Consider the following 23,902-nt stretch of genomic DNA (forward strand, 5'->3'; position numbering starts at 1 on the left):
ACGGTAACGACATTTGCACGGCGAATAGTTACCGAAGCTGCTCGCACTTTGTCCCCTCGCGTCGAAGGCTCTGTCGCTCACCTGCCGGTGCGACACCCTGCCGGAGCGGGATCGGCGGCACAAGGCCTCGGCGCGACCACGAGGTGAATCCCTAGGGCATCCCTTGGACTTCCCTAGGGCAACGCCTCCACCACGGCGTTCTCCTCGGGCATCGCCCGCTCCCTGTCCCGGGCCTGGTCCGAGTCGGCGGGCCACTCGCGGAAGCGCCGGAACAGCATCGGCACGCCCCGGGCCACCGACGGGTCCGCGCCGTCCATGGCCTGGATGTGCACGTGCGGCTGGGTCGAGTTGCCGGAGTTGCCGCAGTCCGCGAGGTGCTGGCCCGTCACCACCCGCTGGCCGACGGAGACGCGGACGGAGCCGGCCTTGAAGTGCACGAGGGCGACGTGGGTGCCGCTGTCCCGGAGCGAGATGATCACGTAGTTGCCGGCGATGGCGGACACGCCCTGGCGGAGCCGCCCGGCCTGGCCCAACGCGTAGGGCAGCAGGGCGAACTGCGACCGCCGCGCGTCGTGGTCGGGTTCGGCGTCGTGCACCTCGACGACGGTGCCGTCCGCCGGGGCCAGGACCGGCCGGCCGAAGGCGTAGAAGATCTCCGGCGGTTCGGTGGCGAACAGGGTCCGCCAGGTGGCGCCCCCGGCCGTCCGGTGGCGGTCGTCCACGCCGACGAAGTCGATGGCGTACCGTCCGCCGAACACGTCGGTGCCGTGACTCGGGACCCGCCGGGCCGGGCTGTTCCGTGCCCGCCACCGACCCGCGAAGGGCAGCGCGAGCTCGACCCCCGGGGCCCCGGCACCCGATGCCTGACCTGGTCCGTCGCCGGCCACGGCCTCAGCGTAGGCGATTCCGGTGGCGAGGGTGGTGGCTCCGACGGCGACGGTGCGGGCGACGAAGAGCCGACGTGAGGCATCGGCGGCCGAGGGGTCGTCCGCCGGCCCGGCCGCCGGATCGCTCTCGTGCGGCCCGTCCGGCGATCGCGTGGCCCGGCGGTCCGCGCGCCGGGCGAGGCCGCGGCGGAGCAGGGGGCGGATCAACTCGCCCACCAGCAGCGCGGGGGCGAGGTAGAGCAGCAGGGTCAACCAGGGCGAACCCGCCGCGAGGAGGACGCCGACGACCGCGAAGGGCGCGCCGTCGGGTCCGGAGACCAGCACGCCGAGGGCGGCGGCCGAACACAACCACACAAGCACCGTGCCGGCGCGCCGCCACGGGCCACCCCCGCGGAAGACGTCCCTGACCAGGCGCCGCCAGAGGTACCAGTGGACGGCGCCGAGTACGGCGAGCACCAGGCCGACGTTCAGGAGCGGAAGGGCCATGTCAGAGCTCCTCGTCCGTTGGGGCAGGGACGGCCTCTCGGCGGCCGGGGGTCCCGTCGGCAGCCGCACTTCGCGAAGGGGACTCGGATGGTGACTCTCCGCCCATGCCGCAGCATAGGTGAGCGTCATGGTGTGCGACAGACGTGGCCGGCTCGCGAACGGAAGCCGTCGGTTCGGGTCCCTGGCCGGATCACACCGGGCGCGAGGGCGGCGCGGAGCCGATCCGGGGGCCGTCGTTCCGCTCCCCGACGGCGACGCATCGCGGCAGGTCAGCGGGGTGGGAGGAAGGAACTCCTGGGGCCGCGGACGGGGAGTCGACGCCAGCGATCCGATTCAGCCTTTGTCTCACGTGGTGTCACACGACGTATCACACCGTGTCAGACAGACGCGTCATCATACACGTCATGCATCCTGGACTGTCGCAGCGGTTGGTTCCTGATGAACTCTGGTCGATTGTGTCGCCGATGCTCCCGTCGTTCGCGTCCCGCCCACAGGGGGGCGGCACCGCCCCCGTGGACGAACGGGCAGCGTTCACCGCGGTGGTGTACGTGCTGACGAGCGGCTGCGCCTGGCGACACCTTCCGGTGGGGTTGGGCGTCTCCCCCGCCACCGCGCACCGGCGGTTCTCCGCCTGGACCGAGGTCGGTCTGTGGCGGCGACTGAACCAGGCCGTGCTGGACGGACTCGTGACCCGGGGCGAGCCCGACTGGGTCTCGGCGATCGTGGACGCGGCCCACGTTCGCGCGCACCGGGCGGACCGCTGACGGGTCCGCGTTCGGCGCCGCGGGGACGACTCGACTTCCCAAAGTTGAATCATCAATCTCCCCGGGATCCCATACCACCGAGGGGCGCCTCGGCAACATAAGGAAATCCCTAGCACCCACTGCCACTTCCCTTGCCCTCGAATCATCGCCGACCCGCTCAAACGGGCCTGTAAACTCACCACATGAGACACGCGACCAGTTCTTGATCGTCAATTGACAACGTCGACGCGACCTGTTGACGGACCCCTTCTACGCGTATCAACATACCGAGGGATGCGGGACGCCAGAGATGCGTTACCGTGGAGACGCCATAGCAGCCATACAAGCGAGGTCCCGTCACCTGTGAGTTCCACAGGGACTGTTCTCAACGGGGGACTTGACGTGGATGAACCGGCCAGAGTCAGATCCGTGGGCTGTCGCCCTGCGCACGGTCCTGCCATCACCGCCTTAACCGGCGTCAATACGACATGCTTTCGCAGACATGGGGCTACGCCGGGTGGGCGGCGGTGGATCCGGAGTGGATCGGCGTGCCTCTCGAGGGCGCTACCGATCCGAAAGACCAGCGAAACTGGTATTTCCCCTAGAACCCCGGGGAAAGTGTGGACCGGGCCGTCGAGCCGCCTGGTCCGACCAGCGCACCGGCGCTCCCGCATGGCCTCTGAGCTGTGCCTTTCGGGAGCCCGCGCCGGCGGGTCCGGCCCGCACTCCCTCGACCGGCGCCGCCCAAGCGCCCACCACCCTCACGAATCCCATCTGCATCCGCAGCTTCACCGCGATCGGGGAGAACCCCGCCGAAAACGCACGTCCGGCTCGCCGAACGCGCATTCGGAGCGTGGTTCCGGGGCAACCGTTCCGCCCCGAGACTGATCACGCCAACGGCCCGTTACCGGAACGTCCGGTTTTTCCGCCTGGCCGTTAACGACCGGTTAAACCGGGCGTAATCCTGACTCGCCGTGATCGGCTGCGTCAACGGGCACGAGGACCCGGGACGGTCGATGGAGACCGTCACAAGACAACGGCATGCCTGTCTTCCTCCGGCACGCCGTCGTCTTCCTTAGTCATGTCCGGAAACGCACATCACCTTTGATTTCAGAGGACTGCTGCCTTGAGCACTTTTCGCGAATCAGAGCGAGACCTCCCCGCATTCTCCGGAGACGGTCGGGTCGAGATCTCCTACCCGATGACACCCACTCAGCGGGGCATCCTCTTCCAGTCCCGCCATGGGAAGAGAACCGGGCTCTACCATGCGCAGGTCGTGCTCGAGGTCACGCATGACGTGGACGTCGAGGCACTGCGCCGGAGTTGGGCGCACGTCATGCACCGACACGCGGCGCTGCGGACCTGCTTCCGCGAGCGGCCGGGCGACGAGCCGGTACAGACCGTCTGGGAGAACCTCGACGTGCCCTTCGCGTACGAGGACCGACGGGCCTCGGCCGGGCAGCGGCGGCCGGACGAGCTGGCGGCGTTGCTGGAGCGGGACCGCGCGCGCGGCTTCGCCCTGGACGAGGCCCCGTTGTGGCGGCTGCACGTCTCCCGCCTGGAGGACGCGCGGTACCAGATCCTCTGGAGCTTTCACTACATCCTCCTCGACGCACGCAGTCAGGCGCGGGTGCTGGACGACGTCGCCCGGGCCTACGCGTGCCTGACCGCGCGGCGACCGGTCGAGGACCGGCCGGTGACACCGTTCCGGGAGTACGTCGACTGGCTGGGCGGCCAGGACGTCGGCCGGTCGGAGGACTTCTGGCGGGACGCGCTGCGCGCCGCGCCGTCCGCCAGCCCGCTCCCCGTCGAACTCAGGCCGCCCGTCGACGAGGACCCGGAGGCGGACACGCCGCCGGCCGCGTACGCCCAGGTCTCCCTGGAGCTGGACGAGCGGGAGACCGCCGCGCTGCGGGCCGCGGGCGAACGGGCGGAGCTGACGCTGGCCACGCTCGTGAGGGGCGCCTGGGCCTTCCTGCTGAGCCGCTACCAGGGGACCGACGAGGTGGTCATGGGGGTCACCACCCCCGGCCGGTCCGCCGAACTCCCCGGCGTCGCGGACATGGTGGGGCTGCTCATCGCCACGCTCCCGCTGCGCGTCGCCGTGCCACCCGCCCAGGGCTGGGCGGAGTGGATGCGGGGCCTGGAGCACCAGTACCAGCGGATCCAGGAACACGAGTACAGCCCGCTGCTGCTGGTCCAGCAGTGGAGCGGGATCGGCTCGGGCGAGTCGCTCTTCGACACCGTCCTGACCGTCGAGGACCACGAAACGGGGGCCGCGGCCGGCCCGCTCCGGATGACCAGGCGCTGGGAGGAGAGCCACGCCGGCTATCCCCTGAGCGTGGTGGCGACACCCGGGGAGCGCCTCACCCTCACGATCCACCACGACACCCAACGCTTCGCGCCGCGGACGGTCGAGCGGATGGCGGGCCACCTCCGCGAGATCCTGACCGATCTGGTGCGCAGGCCCCAGGCGCGGCTGGGCGAACTGACCCTGCTCACCCCCGCGGAGTTCTCCCAACTGGTCCACGAGTGGAACGACACGGACGCGCCGTACTCCGGGGACCTGTGCATCCACCAGCTGTTCGAGCGGCGCGTCGAGGAAGCCCCCGACGCGCTCGCCCTGCTGTTCCGGGACGAGCGCTGGACCTACCGCGAGGTCAACGAGCGCGCCAACCAGATCGCCCACCACCTGAGCGGGCTCGGCGTCGGACGCGGCGACCACGTCGCGATCCTGATGGAGCGCTCCGCGGAGATGGTCCCGGCGCTGCTGGGGATCCTCAAGACGGGCGCCAGCTACGTCCCCCTGGACGCCAACGCGCCCGTGAAGCGGTGGCACTGGATCATCGACTCGCTGGCCATCGGCTGCGTGCTGACCCAGCACACGCTCGTGCCCCGCCTGCTGACCGCCGACCCGCTGCCGAACCTGGCACACGTCGTGTGCCTGGACGACGCACCCGCGGACCCGGCGGAGAACGAGGCGCCGCCCACGGACTCCCGCCCCGCGGTGCACGCGTCCACCGAGCTCGCGGCCATGCCCACGGCCAACCTCCCCCTGCGCGGGAGCCCGCAGGACATCGCGTACATCATCTTCACGTCCGGCTCCACCGGAACGCCCAAGGGCGTCACGGTCGCGCACTTCCCGGCCGTGAACCTGATCGAGTGGGTCAACAACACCTTCTCGGTGGGCCCCGACGACCGCATCCTCTTCATCACCTCGCTGACCTTCGACCTGTCCGTCTACGACGTCTTCGGCATCCTCGCCGCGGGCGGGTCGATCCGGGTGGCGTCCGGCGAGGACGTCCAGGAGCCGGCGAACCTGCTGGGGTACCTCGCGGACGAGCCCGTCACGTTCTGGGACTCGGCGCCGGCCGCCCTGATGCAGCTCGTGCCCTTCCTCCCCACGAACGGCGAGGGCGCGCACGAGGTCGTGTCCCGCTCCCTGCGCCTGATCTTCATGAGCGGGGACTGGATCCCGGTCCATTCGCCGGACGTGATGAAGGCGGCGTTCCCCAGCGTGCAGGTCGTCGGCCTCGGCGGGGCCACGGAGGCGACGGTCTGGTCGAACTTCTTCCCGATCGGCGCCGTGGATCCCGCCTGGACGAGCATCCCGTACGGCAGGCCCATCACGAATGCCCGCTACTACGTCCTCGACGAGAGCCTGCGCCCGTGTCCGATCGACGTGCCGGGCGACCTCTACATCGGCGGCATCTGCCTGAGCTCCTGCTACGCGCGGGAGCCGGAGCTGACGGCGAGCAAGTACCTCGCCTCGCCCTTCCAGGCCACGCCCGGCGCACGCATCTACAAGACGGGCGACATGGCGCGGTGGCGGGCCGACGGGAACATGGAGTTCCTCGGGCGCACCGACTCCCAGGTCAAGATCCGGGGCTACCGCATCGAGCTCGGCGAGATCGACAGCGTGCTGAGCGAACACCCCGCCGTCCAGGACGCGGCGACGATCGTCCGGGAAACCGCCCCGGGCCCCGACGGACCGGGCGGTGTCCCCGCGCTGGGCGACCGGTCGCTGGTGTCGTACGTCGTGCTGCATCCGCAGCGCGCGCACGCGGCCGTGCAGGGCGAGGAGGACCCGGGGTCCCTGGCCGGCAAGCGCATCGACCACTGGCGCGAGGTGTACGACGCGTTCGACGCGAACGCGGCGGCGGCGACCGAGGACGGTCACGACTTCTCCGGCTGGGACAGCAGCTACACCGGCCAGCCCATCCCGCGGGAGGAGATGCGGGCCTGGCAGGAGGACACGGTGGCGCTGGTCGCGGGCCACGACCCGCGCGCGATCCTGGAGATCGGCTGCGGCACCGGGCTGCTGCTCTTCCCGCTGGCGCCGGGCTGTGAGCGGTACTACGGCACGGACTTCTCCTCCGCGGCCCTCGCGTCCGTCCGCGGCCGCCTCGACGCCCGCCCGGAGCTCCGGGACGCGGTCGTCCTGCACCAGCGGGAGGCGGACCGCCTCGACGAACTGGACCTGGAGCCCGTCGACACCGTCGTCATCAACTCGGTCATCCAGTACTTCCCCGACATCGACTACCTCCTGAGGGTTCTCGACGGGGCGCTCGCCCGGGTCTCCGACGGCGGCCGGATCATCGTCGGCGACGTGCGCAGCCTCCCGCTGCTCGACGCCTTCCACGCCAGCGTGGAGGCGAGCCGCGCGCCCGAGTCCATGACCCGCCAGCAGCTGTGGCAGCGCGTCCAGCACCGCGTGCGGCAGGAGGAGGAGCTGACCCTCGACCCCGTGTTCTTCCGGGACTGGGCCGCCCACACCGGCCGCGTCTCCCGGGTCGAGATCCGCCCCAAGCGCGGCCGCCACCGCAACGAGCTGTCGATGTTCCGCTACCAGGTGGTGCTCCACGTGTCTCCGCCGGCCGGGGCCCCGGCCGGCGGTCCGGGGTCGCGGATCCCGGAGCTCGACTGGGCCGCCGAGGCGCTGACGTTGTCCGGGCTGCGTGACGCGCTGGTGGGCGACCGGCCCGAACGGCTCCGGCTGCGCAACGTCCCGAACGCCCGCGTCGAGGAGGCCGCGCACACGCTGCGTTGGCTGAAGGGCGAGTCCGGTCTGGAGACGGTCGAGGCCTGGCGGGCGCACGCCCGCGAGGCGCGGGGCGTCGACCCCGAGGACGTCCACGAGCTCGCCGAACGACTCGGCTACGAGGCGCGCATCGACTGGGGCCGCCACGGTGCCGACGGCGCCTTCACCGTGCTGCTGAGCCGCGCCGGAGTCGACCACGGGCCCGACGCGGAGGAGTTCGTCACCGGATCGGCGCCCGAGTCCGGCGACTGGGCGGGCTACGCCAACCAGCCACTCAAGGCGGAGATCCAGCACCTGCTGATGCCGCGACTCCACGCCTACCTGGCCGAGCGGCTGCCCGGCTACATGGTGCCGTCGGAACTCGTCGCGCTCGACGCGCTGCCCGTCACCTCCAGCGGCAAGCTCGACCGGCGCTCGCTGCTGCTCCCCGAGGCCGCGGCCGCGTCGGAGCCGGCGACCCGGGTGCCGCCGCGCACCACCACCGAGGCGCTGCTCGTCTCCGTCTGGGAGCAGACCCTGGGCCGGGCGCCCGTCGGCGTCCTCGACACGTTCTTCGAGCTGGGCGGGCACTCGCTGATCGCCGTGCAGCTGGTCACCCGGATCCGCCAGGTGTTCGCGCTGGAGGTGCCCGTTCGCCTCTTCTTCGACCTGCCGACGATCGCCGAGGTCGCGCGCGAGGTGCAGCGGCGGCAGGACGAGCTCCAGCCGCTGGAGGTGCGGCCGCTCGCCCCCGCGCCGCGCGGCGGTCCGCTGCCGGCCACCTTCGACCAGCAGCGGATCTTCTTCATCGACCGGCTGAGCCCCGGAACCACGTCGTACACCGTCAACTGGCTCATCCCGCTGCCGACGTTCGTCGAGCCCGAGACGATCGGCGCGGCGCTGCACGAGATGCTGCGGCGCCACGAACCGCTGCGCACCACCCTGCACGAGACGGACGGCCAGGTCTGGCAGGTCGTCGCCGAGGACTGGCAGGCCGAGCTGCCGGTGCTCGACCTCTCCGCGCTCCCCGAGGAGGAGTGCGAGCGGCGGGCGCGGTCCGAGATCCGCCGGTGGTGGGACCAGCCCTTCGACCTGCGGCACGGACCGCTGCTGCGCGCCCGGCTCGTCCGGCTGTCCGAGACGGAGCAGGTCGTGGCGCTCGGCGCCCACCACACCGTGTTCGACGGCTACTCGATCGGCCTCTTCGGCCAGGAGTTCCTCCAGATCTGCCGGGCCCTGGTCGACGGGGCGCCCTCCCCGCTGCCGGACCTCGACGTGCAGTACGCCGACTACGCGGTGTGGCAGCAGAGCTGGTTGGAGGAGGACCGGCTCGCCTTCCACCTGGACTACTGGAAGGGGCAGCTCGCCGAGGCCCCCGAGGTGCTGGCGCTGCCCACCGACTTCCCGCGGCCGGACGAACGCAGCTTCCGGGGCGACTTCCTGAGGCGGCGGCTGTCCCCCGAGACGACCGAGCGGGTGGCGCAGCTGAGCCGCGAGCACCAGGTGACCAACTACATCACCATGCTCAGCAGCTTCGCGGTCTTCCTCTCCCGCTACAGCGGACAGGACGACGTGGTCATCGGCGTGCCGATCGCCAACCGCAACCGCGCCGAGCTGGAATCCATGATCGGCTTCCTGGTCAACACGGTCGCCATCCGCGTCGACCTGCGCGACGATCCCACCTTCGAGGAGGTGCTGGTCCAGGTCCGCAGGCAGCTCTTCGACGCCCAGAGCCACCAGGAGATCCCGTTCGAGCGGATCGTCGAGGCGCTCCGGCCGACCCGCAGCCTGGGCCACAACCCGATCTTCCAGGTGATGTTCGCGGACGAGAGCCTGCCGCTCCTGGACCACGCCTCGGCGCTGAGCCAGCCGCAGCCGTGGATGCACACCCTCATCGAGGAGGGCATGAGCGTCGGCGTCGCCCGGTTCGACCTCACGCTCATGGTCCAGGCCGCCCCGGAGGGGATGCACTTCGCCTTCGAGTACAGCACCGACCTGTTCGAGGAGCGGACGGTCGCGCGGATGGCCGACCACTTCGAGACGCTGCTGCGCTCCGCGCTGGCGAACCCCGGACGGCGCGTCCAGCGGCTGACGCTGGTCGAGGAGGCCGAACGCGGGCGCATCCTGGAACAGGGCAACGGGACCCGCGACGAGGACACCCGCACGCCGGCGCCGCTGCCCGAGCTCTTCGGGGAACGGGCGCGCCGGTTCGCCGACCGGACCGCCGTGGAGTTCGGCGACCGCCGGATGAGCTACGCGGCCCTGGACGAGCTGTCCAACCGGCTCGCCCATCTCCTCAGGAGCCGGGGCGTGGACCGGGAGAGCCTGGTCGGCCTCTGCGTGCCACGATCCCTGGAGATGGTCGTCGGCCAGCTGGCCATCCTCAAGGCGGGCGGGGCCTACGTGCCGCTCGACCCGTCGTATCCGCGGGAACGCCTGGCGTTCATGGGCGCGGACGCCGGACTGCGCGTGGTGTTGGCCCAGCGCTCGGAGCTCGCGGCACTGCCGGAGTCGGACGCGCTGCTGCTGGCCGTCGAGGACGTCTGGCCCGAGCTGGACTCCTGGCCGGACACGCCTCCGGCCGCCGGGAACACCTCCGACGACCTGGCCTACGTGATGTACACCTCCGGGTCGACGGGCCGGCCGAAGGGCGTGGCCGTCACCCACGCGGACGTGGCGACGCTGGCCCTGGACAGCCGTTTCGCCCAGGGGCACGAATGCGTGCTGCTGCACTCGCCGCAGGCGTTCGACGCGTCGACGTACGAGCTGTGGGCGCCGCTGCTGTCCGGTGGCAGGGCGGTCGTGGCACCGCCGGGGCCGGTGACGCCCGCCATGCTGCGGGATGTCGTGCCGCCCCACGGGATCACGGCGGTGTTCCTGACCACGGCGCTTTTCCACCTGTTCGCGCAGGAGGATCCGGAATGCCTGGCCGGTCTGGGCGAGGTGTGGACCGGCGGGGAGCCGGTGCGGGCGGAGGCGGTGCGGCGGGTGCGGGCCGCCTGCCCCGAGTTGGTGGTGGTGGACGTCTACGGGCCGACCGAGACCACGACGTTCGCCACCTGCCACCCGATGGAGCCGGGGGCGGAGGTGCCGGCCGCGGTGCCGATAGGCCGGCCCCTGGACAACATGCGGGCCTTCGTGCTGGACCGGCACATGGAGCCGGTCCCGACCGGGGTTCCGGGTGAGCTGTACCTCGGCGGGGTCGGCCTGGCCCGCGGGTATCTGGGGCGGCCGGAGCTGACGGCCGAGGTCTTCGTCGCCGACCCGTTCGGCGACGCCGCGGGCAGTCGGCTGTACAAGACCGGCGACCTGGCCCGGCTGCGGCCGGACGGCACCATCGAGATCCTCGGCCGGGTCGACGACCAGGTCAAGATCCGCGGCTTCCGCGTCGAACTCGGCGAGATCGAGGCCGTGCTGGCCCAGCACCCCGACGTCCGCAACGCCGTCGTCCTGCTGCACCAGGACGGCACCGCCAAACGCCTCGTCGGCTACGTCGTCTCCCGCGCCCCCGTGGCCGCGGCCGACCTGCGGGCGTTCCTGGGCGAACGCCTGCCCGCCTACATGGTCCCCGGCGTCTTCGTCCCGCTGGAGTCCCTGCCGCTGAACCCCAGCGGCAAGGTCGACCGCAAGGCCCTGGCCGCGCTCTCCTGGGAGAGCCACGCGACCAGCCAGGCCGAGTACGTCGCGCCGCGCACCCCCGTCGAGGAACGCCTGGCGGGAATCTGGCGGGAGGTGCTGGGCCTGGGCCGGCCGGTCGGCGTCCACGACAGCTTCTTCACGCTGGGCGGCGACTCGATCCTCAGCCTCCAGGTCATCTTCCGAGCCAACCAGCAGGGCCTGTACTTCACCGTCAAGCAGCTCTTCCAGCACCAGACCATCGCCGAACTCGCCCCCGTCGTCGAGCAGCAGGACGCCCCGCGCGTCCAGGCCGAACAGGGCCTGGTCACCGGCCCGGTCGAACTGACCCCGATCCAACGGTGGTTCTTCGACCACGAGTTCGCCCATCCGCACCATCTCAACCAGTCGCTGGTGCTGGACGTGGACGCCGACCTCACCGCCGGGCAGTGGGAGGAGATCATCCGGCGGCTGCTGGAGCACCACGACGGACTCCGCACCCGCTTCCACCACGACGGGACCGACTGGCACGCCGAGATCACCGGCCCGCCCGAGGCCCTCCCCTGGGAGGTGCACGACCTCTCCACCGTCCCGCCCGCCGACCGCGAACACCGCCTCCTGGACATCGCCCAGCGCACCCAGTCCGACCTCGACCTCACCAGCTCACCCCTCCTCCGCGCCGCCCTCTTCACCGGCGCGCGCGAGCAGACGTCCGCCGGGCCAGAGGACCACAAGTTCTCGGGTTCGGAGGATCAGAGGTCCACCGGGTCGGAGGACCACAAGTTCTCCGGCCCGGGGGGCCACACGCACCGGCTGCTGCTGGTCGCGCACCATCTGGTGGTCGACGTGGTGTCCTGGCGGGTGCTGCTGGAGGACCTCGGCACGCTCGTCGCCCAGCTGCGCCGGGGCGAGGATCTGGCCCTGCCGCCGAAGTCCAGCTCCTGGCAGGAATGGGCGGCCCGCCTCCGGCAGGAGGCGCACGGCAGCACGACCACCGACGAACTCGCCTACTGGCAGGAGCAGACCGAACCCGCGGTCAACCCCCTGCCCACGGACGGCCCGGACCAGGACAACACCATCGGCCGCAGCCGCGCCTACGAGGCGGTGCTCACCGCCGAGGAGACTCGCGCCCTCCTCCAGGACGTCCCCGCCGCGTTCGGCACCCGCGTCAACGACGTCCTGCTCACCGCCGTCGCCGCCGCGGTCGGAACCTGGACGGACAACAGCCACATCCGCGTGGACCTGGAGGGACACGGCCGCGAGGACCTCTTCGACGACCTCGACGTCTCCCGCACCACCGGCTGGTTCACCACCATCTCCCCCCTCCGCCTGCCGGTCCCCTCCCCCACCGGCCTCGGCGAGGGACTCAAGCGGATCAAGGAACTCCTCCGCCAACGCCCCCGCCACGGCATCGGCTACGGCCTCCTCGCCCACGGCGCGGCGGACACCGGGCTGTCCGCCGCCGCGCCGGCGCAGCTCAGCTTCAACTACCTCGGCCGGTTCGACGGTTCCCTCGCCGGCAGCTTCGCCGCCTCCTCGGGCAGGGCGGGCCCCGACTGGCATCCGGACAACCGGCGCCCCTACCTGATCGACATCATCGGCCGCGTCGAGGACGACCGGCTCCGGCTGGAATGGACGTACAGCGAGGCCGCGCACCACGAGGACACCATCCGACGGGTCGCCGAACACGCCCTCGACGCGCTCCGGGCGCTCACCGACGAGGCCAGGAACCCCGACGTCCGGGGCTACAGCCCGTCCGACCTCCCGCTCAGCGGCCTCAGCCAGCCGCAGATCAACGACCTGATCGACCGGCTCCGAGCCCTGCCCGCCTGGCGGGCGGGCCGCCGGCCGCGACCGCTGGAGGACTGCTACCCGCAGACGCCCATCCAGCAGGGCCTGTGGTTCCAGAGCCAGTTCGCCCAGGGCGAGGGCGTCTACCACGTGCAGATGATCCACCGCATCGAGCAGAGCCTCGACGTCGACGCCTTCCGGCGCAGCTGGTCCCAGGTCATGCGCCGCCACCCCATCCTGCGCACCAGCTTCTGGACGACGGAGGGCAAGGACGCCCTCCAGCTGGTCTGGGACGACAGCCGCGTCCCGCTCCAGGTGGAGGACTGGCGCGCCGAGACGCCCGACGGGCAGCGGGCCCGTCTGGACTCCTACCTGGAGCGGGACCGCGCCCGGGGCTTCGACCCGCACGACCTGCCGCAGTGGCGACTCCTCCTCGTCCGCACCTCCGACGAGTCCTACCAGCTCGTCTGGAGCGCCCACCACGCCATCATCGACGGCTGGAGCATCAGCCTGATCCTCAACGACGTGGTCCGCTGGTACGGCGCCCTGACCCGGGACGACCGCCCCCTGGACCTGCCGCCCGTCCGGCCCTACCGCGACTACCTGGCCTGGCTCCAGCGCCAGGACCTGCAACAGGCCGAGGACTACTGGCGGGAGACCCTCCGGGGGGTCGAGCAGGCCACCCCGCTCAGCACCGAACGCCACGGCGTCGCGGGCAGCACGACGCCCTCCGGGCTGGCCGACCAGGCCGAGGTCACCGTCGCCTTCGGCGAGGAGGACACCCAACGGCTGCACGAGCTGGCCCAGGCCAACCGGCTGACCCTCAACACCGTCCTGCAGGGCTGCTGGGCGCTGCTGCTCGGCCGCTACGCCGGCACCGACGACGTCGTCTTCGGCACGGTGGCCTCCGGACGCCCCTCCGAGGTCCGCGGCGTCGAGCGGATGGTCGGCCTCTTCATCAACACCCTGCCGCTGCGCGTCCGGGTGCCCGACCGGGACTCCGCGCTGGAATGGCTGCACCGCCTGCAGGAACAGAACGTGCGGATGCGCCAGTTCGACTACAGCCCGCTGGGCCAGATCCAGCAGTGGAGCGACCTGCCCGCCGGCGCCGCCCTGTTCGAGACCCTCTTCGTCTTCGAGAACTACCCCGTGGACAGGGACGACGCCGCCACCCTCCGCTTCGACCTGGTCCACGCGGAGGAACGCATCAACTACCCGCTCGGCGTGGTGGCGATGGTTCCCGGCCCGGTCCTGCAGATCACCGTCCAGTACGACACCGGGCGCTTCGAACGGGACGCGATCGACCGCCTGCTCGGCCACTTCCGGAGCATCTGCTCCCAGATCGCCGGGGACCCGGGGATGCGGCTCAGCGAGATCACCCTCCTCACCGAGGAGGAACGTTCGCAGATCCTTCGGCAGGGGGTCTCCCCGCCCGAGGAGACGGTGATCGATCCCGACGTCGACCTCTCGGCCTTCGCGGCGGGGATCAGCAGCCCCGAGGAGCGTGAGCTCCTCGAGCGGCTCGTCGCGGAGGTTCAGGGCATGTCGCCAGGCGATCTTCAGGCTCAGATCTTGGGTGCTTCACCGGCTACGGAGACGAGTGAGAACCATGACTGAACTTCTTCCCCAGCAAGTCGCGAACCTGTCTGCCGAGCAGCAAGCACTCCTGCGCCTTCGGCTCCAGCAGATCAGGCAGCAGGCGGCGCGGCCGACGTCCTGGCACGAGCTGTTCGAGGGCCGGGCGCGCCGGTTTCCCGACCGGGTGGCGGTGGCGTTCGGTGACTGCCAGCTGAGCTACGCGGCCCTGGACGCGCTCTCGAACCGGCTCGCCCATCTCCTCAGGGACCGGGGCGTGGGCCGGGAGAGCCTGGTCGGCCTGTGCATGCGGCGGTCGGTGGAGATGGTCGTCGGCCTGCTGGCGATCCTGAAGTCCGGCGCGGCCTACGTGCCGCTGGACCCCACCTATCCGCGGGACCGCCTGGAGTACATGGTCACGGACGCCGGGCTGCCGATCGTGCTGGCCCAGCGGTCGGTGCTCGAACTGCTGCCGGAGTCCGACGCGGCGGTGCTGGCCGTGGAGGAGATCTGGTCCGAGCTGGAGAAGTGGCCGGACACGGCCCCCGCGTCGGGCGGCACGCCCGACGATCTGGCGTACGTGATCTACACGTCCGGGTCGACGGGCCGGCCCAAGGGTGTCCAGGTCACTCATCGCGGTTTCCGTCACCTCTCCCAGTGGCAGCACGAGAACTACGGCCTGGACACCCCGCAGCGGGTGCTCCAGGGCACGTCCCTGAGCTTCGACATCTCCGTGTGGGAGTTCTCCGCGGCGCTGCTCTCCGGCGGCACCCTGGTGCTGCCGCCGCCCCATCTGCAGATGATGGGCGCCGATCTGGCCGAGCTCCTGGTGGAGCAGGCCGTCGAGAACATCAGCCTGACGCCGTCCGCGCTGTCCACGCTCCCCGTGGAGTCGCTGCCGTTCCTGCGCTGCGTCACGGTCGGTGGCGAGGCGTGCCCGCTCGACCTCGTCCGGCTCTGGGCCCCCGGCCGGGCCTTCTTCAACGGCTACGGACCGACCGAGGCCACGGTCGGCGTGTGCCTCGCCCGCTACACGCCGGATCTGGACCGGGTGCACATCGGCCGGCCCCTGGGCGGGGCCCAGTTGTACGTGCTCGACTCCCGGCAACAGCTGCTCCCGGTGGGCGTCGCGGGTGAGCTGTACATCGGCGGGGCCGGCCTGGCCCGCGGGTACCTGGGGCGGCCCGACCTGACCGCCGACGTGTTCCTCGCCAACCCGTTCAGCGACGCCGCGGGCAGCCGCCTCTACCGGACCGGCGACCTCGCCCGGCTGCGGCCGGACGGCAACATCGAGATCCTCGGCCGGGTCGACGACCAGGTCAAGATCCGCGGCTTCCGCGTCGAACTCGGCGAGATCGAGGCCGTGCTGGCCCAGCACCCCGACGTCCGCAACGCCGTCGTCCTGCTCCATCAGGACGGCTCCGCCAAACGCCTCGTCGCCTACGTCGTCTCCCGCGCCCCCGTGGCCGCGGCCGACCTGCAGGCGTTCCTGGGCGAACGCCTGCCCGCCTACATGGTCCCCGGCGTCTTCGTCCCCCTCGACAGCCTGCCGCTGAACCCCAACGGCAAGGTCGACCGCAAGGCCCTGGCCGCGCTCTCCTGGGAGAGCCACGCCGCGACCGAACGCGAGTACGTCGCACCGCGCACCCCCGTCGAGGAGCAGCTGGCGGGAATCTGGCAGGACGTCCTGGGCCTGGACCAACCCGTCAGCGTCTACGACAGCTTCTTCACGCTGGGCGGCGACTCGATCCTCAGCCTCCAGGTGATCTTCCAGGCCAACCAGCAGGGCCTGTACTTCACCGTCAAGCAGCTCTTCCAGCAGCAGACCATCGCCGAACTCGCCCCGGTGGTGGAACAGCAGGACGCCCCGCGCGTCCAGGCCGAACAGGGACTGGTCACCGGCCCGGTCGAACTGACGCCGATCCAGAGCTGGTTCCTGAACGCGGACTTCGCCCACCCGCACCACTTCAACCAGTCGCTCCTGGTCGAGGTCGACGCCGACCTCACCGCCGGGCAGTGGGAGGAGATCATCCGGCGGCTGCTGGAGCACCACGACGGACTCCGCACCCGCTTCCACCACGACGGGACCGACTGGCACGCCGAGATCACCGGCCCGCCCGAGGCCCTCCCCTGGGAGGTGCACGACCTCTCCACCGTCCCGCCCGCCGACCGCGAACACCGCCTCCTGGACATCGCCCAGCGCACCCAGTCCGACCTCGACCTCACCAGCTCACCCCTCCTCCGCGCCGCCCTCTTCACCGGAACGGAGGACGGCGGGGACCGGCTGCTGCTGGTCGCGCACCATCTGGTGGTCGACGTGGTGTCCTGGCGGGTGCTGCTGGAGGATCTCGGTGCCCTGGCCGAACAGGCCCGGCACGGCCGGGAGCCGGCGCTGCCGGCGAAGTCCAGCTCCTGGCAGGAATGGGCGGCCCGCCTCCGGCAGGAGGCGCACGGCAGCACGACCACCGACGAACTCGCGTACTGGCGGGAGCAGACCGAGGCACCGGTCAACGCGTTGCCCACGGACGGTCCGGAGCGGGACCAGGACACCACGATCGGCGGCAGCCGCGCCTACGAGGCGGTGCTCACCGCCGAGGAGACCCGCGCCCTGCTCCGGGACCTGCCCGCCGCGTTCGGCACCCGGGTCAACGACGTCCTGCTCACCGCCGTCGCCGCCGCCCTCGGAACCTGGGCCCAGGGCTCCCATGTGCGCGTGGACCTGGAGGGACACGGCCGCGAGGACCTCTTCGACGACCTCGACGTCTCCCGCACCACCGGCTGGTTCACCACCGTCTCCCCCCTCCGTCTGCCGGTCCCGGCTCCGGACGGCCTCGGCGAGGGACTCAAGCGGATCAAGGAACTCCTCCGCCAACGCCCCCGCCACGGCATCGGCTACGGCCTCCTCGCCCACGGCGGATCCGTGGAGGGCGCCGCGCTGGGCCGCGGGACGGCCTCGCAGGTCTCGTTCAACTACCTCGGCCGGTTCGACGGTTCCCTCGCCGGCAGCTTCGCCGCCTCCTCGGGCAGGGCGGGCCCCGACACGCATCCGGACAACCGGCGCCCCTACCTGATCGACATCGTCAGCCGCGTCGAGGACGACCGGCTGCACATGGCCTGGACCTACAGCGAGGCCGCGCACCACGAGGACACCATCCGACGGGTCGCCGAACACGCCCTCGACGCGCTCCGGGCGCTCACCGACGAAGCCAGGAACCCCGACGTCCAGGGCTACAGCCCGTCCGACCTCCCGCTCAGCGGCCTCAGCCAGCCGCAGATCAACGACCTGATCGACCGGCTCCGAGCCGAGCCCGCCTGGCGGCAGGCCGGCGCGGTGGCCCGGCCGCTGGAGGACTGCTACCCGCAGACGCCCATCCAGCAGGGCCTGTGGTTCCAGAGCCGGTACGCGCAGGGCGAGGGGCTCTACCACGTCCAGACGCTGCTGCGGATCGAGCAGAGCCTGGACGTCGACGCCTTCCGACGCAGCTGGTCCCAGGTCATGCGCCGCCACCCCATCCTGCGCACCAGCTTCCGGGAGGCGGACACCCAGGCCCTCCAGCTGGTCTGGGCCGACCTCCCCGTCCCGCTCCGGACGGAGGACTGGCGCGCCGAGACGCCCGACGCCCAGCAGGCCCGCCTGGACGCCTACCTGGCCAGGGACCGGGCCCAGGGCTTCGACCCCGGCGACGCCCCGCAGTGGCGGATGCTGCTGGCCCGTACCGCCGACGACGACCACCAACTCGTCTGGAGCGCCCACCACACGATCCTCGACGGCTGGAGCATCAGCCTGCTCCTGGGCGAGGTCGTCCAGTGCTACGGCGCGCTCACCCGGAACCAGAACCCCGACCTGCCGCCCGTCCGGCCCTACCGCGACTACCTGGACTGGCTCCAGCGCCAGGACCTGCAGCAGGCCGAGGACTACTGGCGCGTCACGCTGCGGGGACTCGACGAGCCCACCCCCCTGAACACGGGCAGGCGCGCGGAGGTCGACGTCACCGCCGACGACTCGGCGGAGCTGGCCCCGCAGGCGTGGACCACCGCGTACCTCGGCGAGGCGGAGACCACCGAGCTCCAGAACTTCGCGCAGCAGCACCGCCTCACCCTCAACACCGTCCTGCAGGGCTGCTGGGCGCTGCTGCTCAGCCGCTACACCCGCACGGAGGACGTCGTCTTCGGCACGGTGGCCTCCGGACGCCCCTCCGAGGTCCGCGGCGTCGAGCGGATGGTCGGCCTCTTCATCAACACCCTCCCGCTGCGCGTCCGGGTGCCCGAGCACGCCTCGGTGCTCGACTGGCTCCACGGCCTGCAGGAACAGAACGTGCAGATGCGCCAGTACGAGCACAGCCCGCTGGGCCAGGTCCAGCAGTGGAGCAACCTGCCCGCCGGCGCGCCGCTGTTCGAGACCCTCTTCGTCTTCGAGAACTACCCCGAGGACGAGAACGGCGAGCGGGCGCTGCGCATGGCGGCGACCGGCTCGAAGGAGCAGACCCACTACCCGCTCAACGCCGTGATCACCGTCGGGGACCGGATCGGCATCAACATCCTCTACGACACCCGGCGGTTCGACGACCACACCGCCGAGGCGATGCTCGGGCACCTGCGGCAGACCTGCCGCGAGCTGGTGGCCTCGCCGAGGAAGTCCCTGGCCCAGGTCGCGATGCTCACCGACGCGGAGCTCACCCGGGCGCTGGACGAGTGGAGCACCGACACCACCTCGGACGTCGAACCGACCTACCTGCACGAGCTGATCGAGGCGCAGGCGCGGCTGACGCCGGACTCGATCGCGGTGGTCCACGAGGACGGACACCTCAGCTACGCCGAGCTCAACAGCCGCGCCAACCAGCTGGCGCACTGGCTGCGGGACCAGGGCGTCGGCCCCGAGGTGCTGGTCGGCCTGTGTCTGGAGCGGTCGCTGGAGGGCATCATCGGCCTGCTCGGCATCCTCAAGGCCGGCGGGGCCTACGTCCCCATCGACCCGCGCTACCCCCTCGACCGGATGACGTTCGTCATCGAGGACGCGCGGATGCGGCTGATGCTCACGCAGGCGCACCTGCTGCCGAGGCTGCCGGCCGACGGCCTGCGCACGCTCTGCCTGGACACCGACTGGTCGTCCGTCGCCTCCGCGAGGACGGACGCGCCGGCGACGGATCTGCTGCCGGAGAACCTGGCCTACATCATCTACACCTCGGGCTCGACCGGACGGCCGAAGGGGGTGATGGTCGCCCATCGGTGCATCCATCACGTGGTGCCGTGGATCCGCCGGCACGCCTGCTTCGACACCCCGCAGAACGTCCTCCAGGTCGCCTCGCTGAGCTTCGACTTCTCGGTGTGGGAGATCGCCATGCCGCTGGTGACCGGCGGCACGTTGACCATCCCCCCGCGGGACACGCGCATGATCGGGACCGACCTCCACGACGTGCTGGCCGAGCGGGCCATCCAGAGCCTGAACTTCACGCCGGGCGCGTTGGCCACCCTGCCGACGACTCCCCCGCTGCCGCACCTGCGCACGCTGGTCGTCGGCGGGGAGGCGTACTCGGCGGACCTCATCAGGACCTGGGCGCCGGGTCGCGTCTTCTTCAACGTCTACGGGCCGACCGAGACGACGATCTTCGCCACCGGAACGCACACCGACGAGCACCTCGACGTCATCCACATCGGCCGCCCGATCACCAACGTGCGGCTCTACGTCCTGGACCCGTCCATGCAGCCCGTCCCGGTCGGGGTGCCGGGCGAGCTGTACATCGGCGGCGTCGGCGTGACCCGCGGCTACATGAACCGCCCCGACCTGACCGCCGAGTACTTCGTCGCGGACCCGTTCGGCGGCGAGCCCGGGGGCCGGCTGTACAAGAGCGGCGACCTCGTCCGGTATCTCCCCGACGGCAACATCGAGTTCGTCGAGCGCGTCGACACCCAGGTGAAGATCCGCGGCTTCCGGATCGAACTCGGCGAGATCGAGGCCGTGCTCGACCAGCATCCGCTGGTGCGAGGCTGCGCCGTGCTGGCCCAGCCGGACGGTTCGACCAAGCGCCTGGTCGGCTACGTGGTGCCGCAGGAGGGCGCGCCGCGGGACACCGAGTCCCTCCAGGCCCACCTGCGGGAGCAGTTGCCCGCGTACATGGTGCCCTCGGCGTTCGTCTACCTGGACGAGCTCCCGCTCAACGGCAACGGCAAGCTGAACCGGCGGGCGCTTCCGCTGCCGGAGGAGGGCCCGGCGCCCGCGCTGTCCACGAGCGCGCTGCCGCGGACCACGACCGAGGCCCGGCTGGCCGCGATCTGGGAGGAGGTGCTCGAGCGCGGCCCGGTCGGCGTCTCCGACGACTTCTTCGCGCTGGGCGGGCATTCGCTGCTCGCGGTGAGGGTGCTGGCCCGCATCCGGCAGACGTTCGAGGTCGAGATGCCGGTCCGGGTGCTGTTCGAGCAGCCGACGGTCGCCCAGGTGGCCCCCGAACTGGACGGCCTGCTGGAGGAGAAGCACCCGGACGGCGTCGTGCCGCTGGTCCCGGTGGCGCGCGACGAGCCCGTGCCGGCGACGTTCGACCAGCAGCGGCTCTGGTACATGGACCGGCTGCACCCGGACAGCGCCCTCTACACGGTCGGCTGGCTGCTGCACCGGCCCACCGGGGTGGACCGCGAGCGGCTCGGGCGGGCGCTCGACCTGCTCGTCGCGCGTCACGAGACGCTGCGGACCACCTTCCGGGAGCACCGGGGGCGGGTCTGGCAGGAGATCGCCGCGACCGGATCCGTCGAGCTCACGGAGGCCGACCTGTCGGCGGAGCCGGCGGAGCGGCGCCCCGAGGCGGTGCAGGCGCTCGCCCGGGAGCTGTGGACCCGGACCTTCGACCTCGCCGAGGGCCCGCTGTTCCGGACGCTGCTCATCCACCTGTCCGACGGCGAGTCGCTCCTGGTCTTCAGCGGGCACCACGCCGTCGTCGACGGCTACTCGGTCCGCGTGCTCAACGAGGAGTTGCTGCGGATCCACGACGCCCTGGCGGCGGACGACGCGTTCGTCCCCGACCCGCTGGCCGTCCAGTACGCCGACTACGCCGTGTGGCAGCAGCAGTGGCTGGAGGAGGACCGCCTGCGGCCCCACCTCGCGTACTGGAAGGAGCAGTTGGCGGACGCGCCCGCGCTGATCTCGTTGCCGACGGACCACCCCAGGCCGGCGGTGCAGACCTACGAGGGCGCCAACCTCGGCCGCGCCCTGCCGGCGGAGCTCACCGAGCGGCTCACCCGGGTCAGCGCCGAGCACCGGACCACGCACTTCATCACGGTGCTGAGCGCCTTCGCCGTCCTGCTCTCGCACTACAGCGGGCAGGAACGGGTGGTGATCGGGATACCGGTCGCCAACCGCGCCCGCGTCGAGACCGAGCCGCTGATCGGGTTCCTGGTCAACACCGTGGCTTTGTGCGTGGACCTGTCGGGCAACCCGACCTTCTCGGACGTGCTCCAGCAGGTGCGCTGGAAGCTCCTGGAGGCGCAGAGCCACCAGGAGGTGCCGTTCGAACGGATCGTCGAGGAACTGCGGCCCGAGCGGAGCCTGAGCTACAACCCGGTGTTCCAGGTGATGTTCACCGGGCTCGACAAGCTCTTCGAGGAGGTCGCCGAGGAGCGGCAGCAGCCGGCCTGGATCCACGACGTCACGGGCGAGGGCATCGGCGTCTCGAAGTTCGACCTGGGGCTCAGCATCCAGCAGCGGAACGGTGAGCTGGGGTTCACCTTCGAGTACAGCACCAGCCTCTTCGAGCGGGACACCATCGCCGACCTGGGCGAGCATCTGCGGACCCTCGTGGAAGCGGCGCTGGCCGAGCCGCGGACGCCCGTCGCGGCGCTCCCCCTGCTGCGGGACGCGGAACGGGCCGCGATCCTCGGCGAGCGCAACGCCACGCACGACGAGAGCGCCCTGCGGCCGGTGACCCTGCACGAGCTCTTCGCCGAACAGGTGCGCCGGGCGCCCGACCGCGTCGCGCTGTCCTACGAGGACGAGCAGCTGAGCTACGCCGAGCTGGACCGGCGCACCAACCGGCTGGCCCGGACCCTGCGCGACCAGGGCGTGGGCCCGGAGACCCGGGTCGGCGTGTGCATGCACCGTTCGCTCGATCTGGTGCTCAGCCTGCTCGCCATCGTCAAGGCCGGCGGCGCCTACGTGCCGCTGGATCCCGACTACCCGCGGGAGCGGCTCGCCTTCATCGCCGAGGACGCCCGGATCGGAATCGCCCTGGTGGGACCCGAGACCGGGGAGCGGGTCGGCTTCCTGAACGAGCACGGGATCCGGCTCGTCGACGTCGGCGGGGAGGACGCCGGCTGGCTCGACACCAGCCCCGACCCGGTGGACGCCGAGGTGAGCCCGGACAACCTGGCCTACGTCATCTACACCTCGGGCTCCACGGGCCGGCCCAAGGGGGCGATGCTGTCGCACCGCGGCATCTGCAACCGGCTGCTCTGGATGCAGGACGCCTACGGCCTGCGGGACCACGACCGGGTGCTGCAGAAGACGCCCTACAGCTTCGACGTGTCGGTGTGGGAGTTCTTCTGGCCGCTGATCACCGGTGCGCATCTGCACGTCGCGCGCCCGGACGGGCACCGGGACCCGGCCTACCTGGCCGAGTTGGTGGAGCGGCAGCGGATCGACGTGCTGCACTTCGTGCCCTCGATGCTGCAGGCGTTCCTGGCGCAGCAGAGCGTCGCCGAGCACTGCCGCGACGTCAGGCACGTGGTGTGCAGCGGCGAGGCGCTGCCGCTGGACGTCCAGGACCAGTTCCTGCGGACCCTGCCGAACACCCGCCTGCACAACCTCTACGGGCCCACGGAGGCGTCGGTCGACGTCACCTTCTGGGAGTGCGCGACCGTCCCGGGGGCGACCACGGTGCCCATCGGCCGTCCGGTGGCGAACACCCGGATGTACGTCCTCAACGAGGCGATGTCGCCGGTCCCCGACGGGGTCGTCGGCGAGCTGTACATCGGCGGCGTCCAGCTCGCCCGCGGCTATCTGGAGCGTCCCGACCTCACCGCGGAGCGCTTCGTCGCCAACCCCTTCGGACCCGGTCGCCTCTACGCGACCGGCGACCTGGCCAGGTACCGGGCCGGCGGCGTCATCGAGTACGCGGGCCGCAAGGACCACCAGGTCAAGATCCGCGGCTACCGCATCGAGATCGAGGAGATCGAGGCCGTGCTGGCCGACCACCCGGCCGTCCGGGCCTGCCTGGTCGTGGTGCACGAGGTCACGTCCGCCGACAAGCGGCTGACCGCCTACCTCACGACCGGGGAAGGGCAGGAGGCGACGCCGGACGGGCTGCGGGCGCATCTGCTGGAGCACCTGCCGGAGTACATGGTGCCGACCTACTTCGTGCCGCTCGACGAGTTCCCGCTGACCGGCAACGGCAAGGTGGACCGGAAGGCGTTGCCGGGGCTGTCGGACATCGTGCGGCAGGCCCGGGCGGGCGAGAGCCACGTCGCGCCCCGGACCGAGACGGAGACGGTGCTGGCCGAGCTCTGGGCGACGCTGCTGGAGATGGACCGGGTGGGCATCCGGGACGACTTCTTCAGCCTCGGCGGTCACTCGCTCCTGGTGGCCTCCATGGCGACCGAGGTCCAGGAGAGGTGGGGCATCGCGCTGATGCTCCAGACGGTCTTCCAGAACCGCACGGTCGAGGCGCTCGCGCAGGTCATCGACCACAGCGTCGAGGAGGGCGACAGCGAGGAGTTGGACGCGGCGGAGCTGTTCGACCTGCTCTGAGCGTCCGGCGCACCACCCACCGTCACCGCACTCCCACGGATCAGGAGGAAGGACC

The 23,902-nt window shown here is 71.4% G+C and carries 4 protein-coding genes; 3 read left to right on the plus strand and 1 reads right to left on the minus strand.

The genetic code is table 11. The annotated features are described in order from the left end of the window. Positions 1 to 173: 173 nt before the first annotated feature. Positions 174 to 1,373: a M23 family metallopeptidase gene (locus ABGB06_RS29220; protein WP_347594817.1), complete on the minus strand. Its 1,200-nt coding sequence runs from the start codon at positions 1,371 to 1,373 to the stop codon at positions 174 to 176. Positions 1,374 to 1,777: 404 nt separating this feature from the next. Between ABGB06_RS29220 and ABGB06_RS29225 the strand changes: the two genes are divergently transcribed. The 3 genes from ABGB06_RS29225 to ABGB06_RS29235 all read left to right on the plus strand — a co-directional run bounded on the left by ABGB06_RS29225 (position 1,778) and on the right by ABGB06_RS29235 (position 23,847). Then, the gene (locus ABGB06_RS29225) at positions 1,778 to 2,137 is read left to right on the plus strand and encodes a transposase (RefSeq protein ID WP_347594819.1); all 360 of its coding nucleotides are present in this window, start codon (positions 1,778 to 1,780) and stop codon (positions 2,135 to 2,137) included. A gap of 1,180 nt (positions 2,138 to 3,317) precedes the next feature. Next, on the plus strand, positions 3,318 to 14,159 hold the full coding sequence (locus ABGB06_RS29230) for an amino acid adenylation domain-containing protein (RefSeq protein WP_347594821.1): 10,842 nt from the start codon (positions 3,318 to 3,320) through the stop codon (positions 14,157 to 14,159). Further along, positions 14,152 to 23,847 (plus strand): amino acid adenylation domain-containing protein, encoded by a 9,696-nt coding sequence (locus tag ABGB06_RS29235; RefSeq protein ID WP_347594823.1) that lies wholly within the window; start codon positions 14,152 to 14,154, stop codon positions 23,845 to 23,847. The genes ABGB06_RS29230 and ABGB06_RS29235 overlap by 8 nt, the downstream gene beginning before the upstream one ends. Positions 23,848 to 23,902 lie beyond the last annotated feature (55 nt).

The sequence above is a fragment of the Streptomyces sp. B6B3 genome, from assembly GCF_039871525.1.
GTDB lineage: Bacteria > Actinomycetota > Actinomycetes > Streptomycetales > Streptomycetaceae > Streptomyces.

Excerpts from the sequence above, each read along its gene's own strand:
- ABGB06_RS29220 (WP_347594817.1), bottom strand. The coding sequence starts at position 1,373 with ATGGCCCTTCCGCTCCTGAACGTCGGCCTGGTGCTCGCCGTACTCGGC.
- ABGB06_RS29225 (WP_347594819.1), top strand. The coding sequence starts at position 1,778 with ATGCATCCTGGACTGTCGCAGCGGTTGGTTCCTGATGAACTCTGGTCG.
- ABGB06_RS29230 (WP_347594821.1), top strand. The coding sequence starts at position 3,318 with ATGACACCCACTCAGCGGGGCATCCTCTTCCAGTCCCGCCATGGGAAG.
- ABGB06_RS29235 (WP_347594823.1), top strand. The coding sequence starts at position 14,152 with ATGACTGAACTTCTTCCCCAGCAAGTCGCGAACCTGTCTGCCGAGCAG.